Annotated in this window: 5 protein-coding genes; all 5 read right to left on the reverse strand. The window is 34.1% G+C overall.

Annotated elements, in window-relative coordinates:
• Positions 1-258: 258 nt before the first annotated feature.
• The 5 genes from OZD61_RS01370 to coxB all read right to left on the reverse strand — a co-directional run bounded on the left by OZD61_RS01370 (position 259) and on the right by coxB (position 7,173).
• Entirely contained in the window at positions 259-3,348 is a 3,090-nt protein-coding gene (locus tag OZD61_RS01370) for a YhdP family protein (protein WP_274979573.1), read from the reverse strand.
• Complete coding sequence (gene rnhA / locus OZD61_RS01375; protein ID WP_274979574.1) at positions 3,341-3,778, reverse strand: ribonuclease HI; 438 nt, start codon at positions 3,776-3,778, stop codon at positions 3,341-3,343. The genes OZD61_RS01370 and rnhA overlap by 8 nt, the downstream gene beginning before the upstream one ends.
• Before the next feature lie 175 nt (positions 3,779-3,953).
• On the reverse strand, positions 3,954-4,841 hold the full coding sequence (locus tag OZD61_RS01380) for a heme o synthase (RefSeq protein WP_274979575.1): 888 nt from the start codon (positions 4,839-4,841) through the stop codon (positions 3,954-3,956).
• Between the two features lies 1 nt (position 4,842).
• Positions 4,843-6,393: a cytochrome c oxidase subunit I gene (ctaD, locus tag OZD61_RS01385; protein ID WP_274979576.1), complete on the reverse strand. Its 1,551-nt coding sequence runs from the start codon at positions 6,391-6,393 to the stop codon at positions 4,843-4,845.
• Positions 6,394-6,408: 15 nt separating this feature from the next.
• The gene (gene coxB / locus OZD61_RS01390) at positions 6,409-7,173 is read right to left on the reverse strand and encodes a cytochrome c oxidase subunit II (RefSeq protein ID WP_274979577.1); all 765 of its coding nucleotides are present in this window, start codon (positions 7,171-7,173) and stop codon (positions 6,409-6,411) included.
• Between the last annotated feature and the right edge of the window lie 751 nt (positions 7,174-7,924).

Raw genomic sequence — 7,924 nt, forward strand, 5'->3', positions numbered from 1 at the left:
TGACACCCATTTGTTCCTATAGTTGTCTTTTCTCGTCTACCTTATTTTGCCACTCTGCTGAACAGATACAATTTACAACCACCCCCCTACCCTTTTTAGTTGTTCAGCAAATATAGAGAGGCTAAAGGGAGTGGCATTACTTAAATAATTAGATGAAAAATTAGGTGGATCATTCTGAAATTCTTGCATTTTTGTCTATAATTTTGTTAAATAATTTCCCTTTTGGTCATATCGAACCAAATTTTTTTTCATACCACTTTAATTGCTGACAATAGCCTTATTAGTTTTTGTCATAATGTGATCAAACACTCCCAATAACCTCTTTAATAGGTTTGGAGTTAGCGAAGAGATAAGATCAACAGATACGTTATTGTTTTTGTCATCACCACTTGCTTTATAGTCTATTGAAACGATTCCCCTACTTTTCCCACCAGTAAGAAGTTTTCCAATTATAGGAATTTTTAACAAAGATTTATTAATTGAATATGCTGGTATTACTTGCCCTGCAACCTGGAATTTATAATTTCTAATATCGAGCTTACCACCAGTGCTAATACCTAACTCCGCCCCTTCAAGCCAAGATTCTTCAATTTCAATAGTGCCATCTTTGTATGAAAAAGGTGCATTACATTTGTAAAAGTATACACCTTCATTTTTTATGGCATTTACAATGCCAGGCAATGAAGACATCGACAATAAAGTAGTAAGTAGTGGAGCATCTTTGATGTAGAAATTGCTAATGGATAACGTACCATAATGTTCTCCACTTTCTCTCTGAGGAGAGAGATAAAAAGACAATTTGCCGTTTTTAATTGATTTACTAATGCCTAAGGAACGCAAAAGCATACCTGAATTATCCGCATATATTTCGAGCCCTATTCCACTGTATTCTGCTAGTATGTTGCTGCTATCTTCCAGAAACTGCCCTGTAAATTGACTTCCATTGCAATTACCTTTAGTACAGGTTACATTCAGCTTAGCATTTTTGATAACGATGCCTTCTTTCATAATTACATTGTCAACATTCATACTAATCTCTATATCTTTATTTAATCCATTACTGTTTTTGCCAAGCAAGCCTAAAATATCACTTAAGTTAATTTCCTCACCATAAATAGTTATGGCATTTTTCTCCTTACCTGATTCAATTTCTATACTAAAATCATTATCAGGCAATTTAAAGCTACTAGAATTTAAATATAAATTTCCATTTTCTACTCTTCCGCTGAATTTTATATCTAGATCATTTCCTACAATGTCTAATTTATCTACTAACAATTCACCTGCTCCTTTTAACCTTGTAGAAAACAAAATTTTATTGTGATCTTCAAAGCGATTTTTCCACCCTAAGTAGCTTGAATGTGATTCAAATTCTGATAAATCTATATCACCATTAACATACCCCGTCTTATCTTGATTTATCACTGACTCTAAATTTGCACTGACATAGCCACTATCAAAATTAAATATTTGAGCAGGTAAATCTCCGGTCAAATTCCAGGCGAAACTTTCATTCCTATTGCTACTTTTCAGGTCAAATAATAGCTGTGTTTTATTCACCATACCACTACCATTTAAATCTATAAAGTCACTGCCAAAACTAAGCTTAACATCATATTTACCAAGACTTGCATTATAGACGGCCAAATTGTCAATTTCGGAATGAAAATTGGCCGAAAAATCTACTTTTTTGTCATCAGCATTTAGATTAAAAATGCGAAAATTAAATACGGATTTTGCCATTCCACTTACTTTATCCCTTTCAACCTTCACCACATCATCCAGCTTAAATTTTATAGGCTCATATAAACCATAAGCATCACTTACAGCTTGGCCATTAATGGTTAGAACTGAATTTTCCTTATTGAGAGATTTCATTGCAATATCACCACCATTAACAGTGAAATTCTGAAACTTAGCGCTATTTACAGTAATTTCAAGATCGTTATTCTTGATGATCAAATCACCCTTTAATTCCTTTACTTGCTCAAAATCTTCATCAAATTTTACGCTACCGTTTTCTATATCAGCAACAATTACAATGTCTGACAGATCGTCATCAACCAAATTGTTAATTTTGCCATTGAAACTTACAATGGTATTTAAAACATCCCCTTCGATATTATCACAATACCAGCTTTTAAATTTACTATTTACTACACTATCTGGTATATAGGTACATAAATCCTTTGCAGCAAACTTACTAATATTAATTCTAAGCAAAGCATGACTTGTACTAAAGTTCATTTTGCCTATTAAAGAGAGATACGTGTCATTTAACTTAAAATGGAAGTTTTTTACACTAATAATTCCATTACTATATGTTAAATTTATATTTACATTAGTTAAGGCCAAATTTTTGTTCAAATAATTTTCTGTATTTAATACGTATATATTTCCATCTACAATTTCATCCTTTTTATTAATTTTCACTGAGAAGCTTCCTTTGAATCCTATATTTTTGTCCAAATTGTAGCTTTTAACTAATGTAGAAAACTTGCTCAATAGTCCCAATTTTAGATCATAAAATGTCCCGTACACATTTAGCAAATTGTTGCGATTTTTTATCGTAATTGATAAATCATCCAAAAATCCCTTTCCATCTTTTGTATTCACATGAATATCTAAAACATTAAAATCTTCCCCCTTCCCTATATATAATTTATCAATAAAAAATTCATCTTCTGTGCTTTTATCAATAGCGATGTTAGTAAATTCAATTTTTGAATCCGCATTTAAGTCAAAAAAAAATTCCCTTATTGTTTTTAATAGATTTTTTGCACTGCTTTCTGTCATCTTGAAATTCTTCCCTGTCATCCCAGTATCTTTTTTTCCTGTCATCCCAGTGCTTGACACTGGGATCCAGGTTTCTTTTTTTCTAGATTCCAGCGTCACGCGCTGGAATGACACCGAAGGAAGGCGGTTATTACTTAAATAATGATTATCCAAAAGGTCTAATGAGTTTTGCGGATTAACATTAGTTTCTTCTCTCTTGATATATACATGCACATTATCAGCTGAAACCTGAGAGAGATTTGTGCTAGCTTTAAATAAGGAACTTAACTTAAAATGTACAAAAAGCCCAGGAACTTTTATAGTAAAATTAGGATTTGCTATTGCCAAATCTGTAATGACTAAATACGGATCTTTACTACCTTTCTGCCAAACAACTGAGGTATTCTCCATATTAACGCTTGAGCCAACAAATATCTTTGATATTTTATGTTTAACATAAAAATCAATATAATTAATATTGATTTCTAAAGGACTCTCACCCTTAAAAAAGACAAATAAGCAGAATACAAACAATAGAACTATGGAAAGTGATATAGTGATTTTTTTAAGCATCGATTATTGCTTTTCTTGCTAAACTATCAGCCTCCTCATTATACTTATCGCCACTGTGTGCTTTAACCCACTTCCAATTAATTTCGTGCTGTGAAGCAACGTTGTCTAGCTCTTTCCACAATTCCATATTTTTTACTGATTTTTTATTACTTGTTTTCCAGCCATTCATTTTCCACTTATTTATCCACTCTGTTATGCCATGTTTAACATAAAGACTATCCATATATAAATTAATATTACAAGAAAATTTCAATACTTTCAGCCCATTGATCACCGCTGTTAACTCCATTTTATTGTTTGTGGTATTTTCTTCTCTACCATAAATGTCTTTTCTGTAATCTTGAAATAATATGATAGCTGCCCATCCTCCCGCTCCAGGATTACCAGAACACGCCCCATCCGTATATATTGTCACTTCTTTTTTACTCATCTTTGTTTATATCGGTTAACAAAGTATATAGTTGCTTTTATGAAAGCACAATTTCTAAAGGTAGTTTAAGCTGCACCTTTAAATTTTATTATAGAAACAAAAAAAAGTGTGACAACGAGCATTACCAAAAGGAAAAGGAAAAAATAGTTTTTATGTTTCTGCCGTTCTTTCATAACTAAAATAAATCAATAGAACAAAAAATAATACTGGCAAATAGGGAAAATAGATAAGAAATTGAGTAAGAAAACATTTGTTTCTGTGAGTTGTGGTTCTTGAATCTGAGAATTGATATAGCGTACCAAATAAAGATGCAACCTGCAAAAATTGCCATGCTTAGATAAAGTAAAGCCTTTTTCAAGAATAGAGCTGGAAGCAAGCTAGTTAGCACCAGCAAGACACTATAAATTAATATATATTTTCTTGTTTTTTCCGGACCATAAACAATATTGAACATTGGAATCGATGCCTTCGCATAGTCTTCAGACTTATTTAAAGATAGGGCCCAAAAGTGTGGCGGAGTCCACATAAAAATTACTAAAAATAAAATGAAACTTTCCCAACTGACAGAATTAGTTACAGCTGCCCAGCCAATCATTGGAGGAAAAGCACCTGCTGCACCACCGACAACGATATTCTGCGGAGTACGCCTTTTTAGCCAAATTGTATATACGAAAACGTAAAATAATATGCTAACTGCAAGCAAAGCAGCAGAAATATAATTTACTGCTATTGCCATGATAAATACTGACAATATTCCAAGAGTTATACCAAATTCAAGCGCGCTTTCTGCAGAAACTCTACCTGAAGGTATAGGGCGGTTTTTTGTCCTTTCCATGAGCAGATCTATGTCTTTGTCATACCACATATTTATAGCACCTGCAGATCCTGAGCCAAGAGCAACACATATAAGAGATATTAGTGCTAGAAAAGGGTGCATACTACCTGGTGCAGTAACCATACCAGCAACTGCAGTAAATACCACAAGATACATTATCCTTGGCTTCAGCAAACGCCAAAAATCCAGTATTGTCGATTCAACATTTAGCAAAACACTTGTGTACATTCTATTTTACCACTGGTGGTTTTTCGAAAGTATGAAAAGGCGGTGGTGAAGATACCGTCCATTCCAAGGTGTCACCTCCCCAAGGATTATCTCCAGCTTTCTTGCCCCATTTAAAGAGATGTATAACTATAAACACAAAAAACATAACTGAAACAAAGGACATATACGAACCAATTGAGGATATATAATTCCAAGGGATAAACGCATCAGGATAATCAGGTATACGCCTTGGCATACCAGCTAATCCTAAGAAATGTTGAGGTAAAAAAGTGATATTGGTGCTAATAAAAGTAAGCCAAAAGTGGATTTGACCTAAGCGCTCATTATATTGTTTACCCGACATTTTACCAATCCAATAATAAAAGCCAGCAAAAGCTCCAAATAATGCAGCAAGTGACATGACATAATGGAAGTGAGCAACAACATAATAGGTGTCGTGCAGGAGCTTATCTATTCCACCATGAGAAAGAATTATTCCCGTTATGCCACCGCCAACAAACATAAAAATAAAACCTAGCGCAAATAGCATAGGGGTCTTAAACTCAATTGCTCCACCCCACATAGTTGCAATCCAGCTAAAGACTTTTACACCAGTTATAACACCGATAAAAATTGTGGTAGTGCTAAAAAATGCAGCAGCGTCAGCACTAAGCCCAACAGTGAACATATGATGAGCCCAAACCATAAAGCCAAATACTGCTATACCTATCATTGCATAAACCATCCCTATGTAACCAAATACAGGTCTGTGAGAAAAAGTTGATACAACCTGACTTATGATGCCAAATGCAGGAAAAATAATTACGTAAACTTCTGGATGACCAAAAAACCAAAATAGATGTTGAAATAACACAGGATCGCCACCACCGGCAGGATCAAAAAAGGAAGTGCCAATATTGCGATCAGTAAGAAGCATAGTTATAGCACCGGCAAGCACTGGTAAAGCAACAATCAACATAAATGCTGTTAGCAAGACAGACCAAACAAACAGTGGCATCTTAGTTAATGACATGCCTTTTGCGCGCATGTTAAATATAGTAACTATAAAGTTGATCGCCCCAACAATTGACGACATACCAGCAACATGAAGTGCAAGTATAGCAAGGTCAACTCCTGCACTTGGATGGGACATTACCTGTGATAAAGGTGGATATAAAGTCCAACCTGTACCTGGACCTTCACCAATAAACACTGAGAGAATGAGCAAAATAAAAGATGACACTAATAACCAAAAACTTAAATTATTCATACGAGGAAATGCCATATCTGGTGCGCCAATCATGAGAGGTACAAACCAATTACCAAATCCTCCCATTAAGGCTGGCATTATCATAAAAAACACCATTATCAACGCATGCCCTGTAACCATTACGTTATATAATTGATAATTATTGTTAAGTATATTAATGTGCATTAGCTGAGTGCGAATAATCACCGATAATAATCCACCAATAACCCCAGCTAATATGGAAAAAATAATGTACAGTGTCCCTATGTCTTTATGATTAGTGGAAAACAACCAACGCTTTATGCCCTTTGGTACATCACTCATATCTATACTCCAAATTTAACTCACTAATTTTCTATTTTCAATCCACTTATTAAAATCTTCTTTGCTTACTGCTTCAACAACAATTGGCATAAATCCATGGCCTTGACCACACAATTCGTAGCACTGCCCGTAATAAACACCAGGCTTTTTGATATTAAACCACGCCTCATTCAGCCTACCTGGTATCGCATCAATTTTTACACCAAAAGCCGGTACTCCCCAGCTGTGTATCACATCTCCTGCTGTAACTTGTAAACGAACGTTAGCATTAACGGGTAAAATGATGTTGTTATTAACAGAGAATAGCTTTAAATCTCCTTCGATAAAGTCTTCTTTTCCCTTAATATAACTATCAAATGACACACCTTGATATTCTGGATATTGGTAGCTCCAATACCATTGATGGCCAATAACTTTTAGTGTTATGTCAGCTTTCGGTATTTCTTCCTGTAGCTTCAGTAATTTAGCGTTTTCAAAGGCTAATATTCCAACAATGATAGTTGGTATAACAAACCAAATAATTTCTAAAGGAACACTATGGGCAGTTTTACTTATGTTTGTTACTTTGCTTTTACGAAAGCGAAACGCTATATAAGCAAGCAGCGCCCACACAAAAAGCATTATTGTAACCATCACAAGCATCACAAACGAATGTGACCTAACTACAGCCTCCATTACTTCAGTTGCAGGAGCAGGAAATCCAAATTGCCAGGAAGTAGGAGCAGAGGCAACAGATATATTTGAGTAAAATATTATCAATAGTGCAAATAACTCCACCATATCTTTTGTTTGTTTGCTATAAAACTAAGTGATATACTGTATAATAGTATATATAAACTTACTATGCAAATAGAGATTAGTGATGGTTAATAATTTTTTAGCATTCAACAAGTATAATAGTACAATACTAATTTGAGGAAAAAAGCATTTACATAAATCTATTGTAAGTAAAAATATTATAATATTTTAAATTAAGTATTTGCTTTAAGTAAATTCTATAATAAGTTTAATAGTGTCTGTTACTGCTAATAACCCTCTAGCCTCACACCTAAAAGCAGTAACAGACACTATTAAACTTTATGATAAGTTTATGATTTGCAAGATCAAAATCTTGCAAGTGTCTTTATTTCATTATACATTGCAGTTTGTTAATTAACTTTTAATGCCTATGGTGGCATTTACAGCTTGGACCAAAGGTTTATGTATTATAGAAAATAATTATAAAAAAAACACACTATTTGTATACCATACAAACTTTTTTTATTCTGCATAGCTGAGTTACTAGATTCTGTAAACGAAATCTTTAGAGAAGCCAAATGGGCAAAGTTTCATGAAGGTCTTTGGCATCTCTTAGCATAGATCCCGCTAACACGTAGCGGGATGACGATTGTCAGGCTAGCTGTCATCCCAGTGTCAAGCACTGGGATGACAAGGTATAAACCTTATCGTCATGCCGCCACAAACCGTCATACCTACCCCTACAACAACATTGCAAGCATTGATTTTTCTCCATATGAAAAGAGTCTGGAAG

This window comes from Wolbachia endosymbiont of Drosophila bocki, from assembly GCF_028982005.1.
GTDB lineage: Bacteria > Pseudomonadota > Alphaproteobacteria > Rickettsiales > Anaplasmataceae > Wolbachia > Wolbachia pipientis.

What these genes read in the sequence shown, in the direction of transcription:
- ctaD (WP_274979576.1), bottom strand. Translation starts at nt 6,393, where the DNA reads ATGAGTGATGTACCAAAGGGCATAAAGCGTTGGTTGTTTTCCACTAAT.
- OZD61_RS01370 (WP_274979573.1), bottom strand. Translation starts at nt 3,348, where the DNA reads ATGCTTAAAAAAATCACTATATCACTTTCCATAGTTCTATTGTTTGTA.
- rnhA (WP_274979574.1), bottom strand. Translation starts at nt 3,778, where the DNA reads ATGAGTAAAAAAGAAGTGACAATATATACGGATGGGGCGTGTTCTGGT.
- OZD61_RS01380 (WP_274979575.1), bottom strand. Translation starts at nt 4,841, where the DNA reads ATGTACACAAGTGTTTTGCTAAATGTTGAATCGACAATACTGGATTTT.
- coxB (WP_274979577.1), bottom strand. Translation starts at nt 7,173, where the DNA reads ATGGTGGAGTTATTTGCACTATTGATAATATTTTACTCAAATATATCT.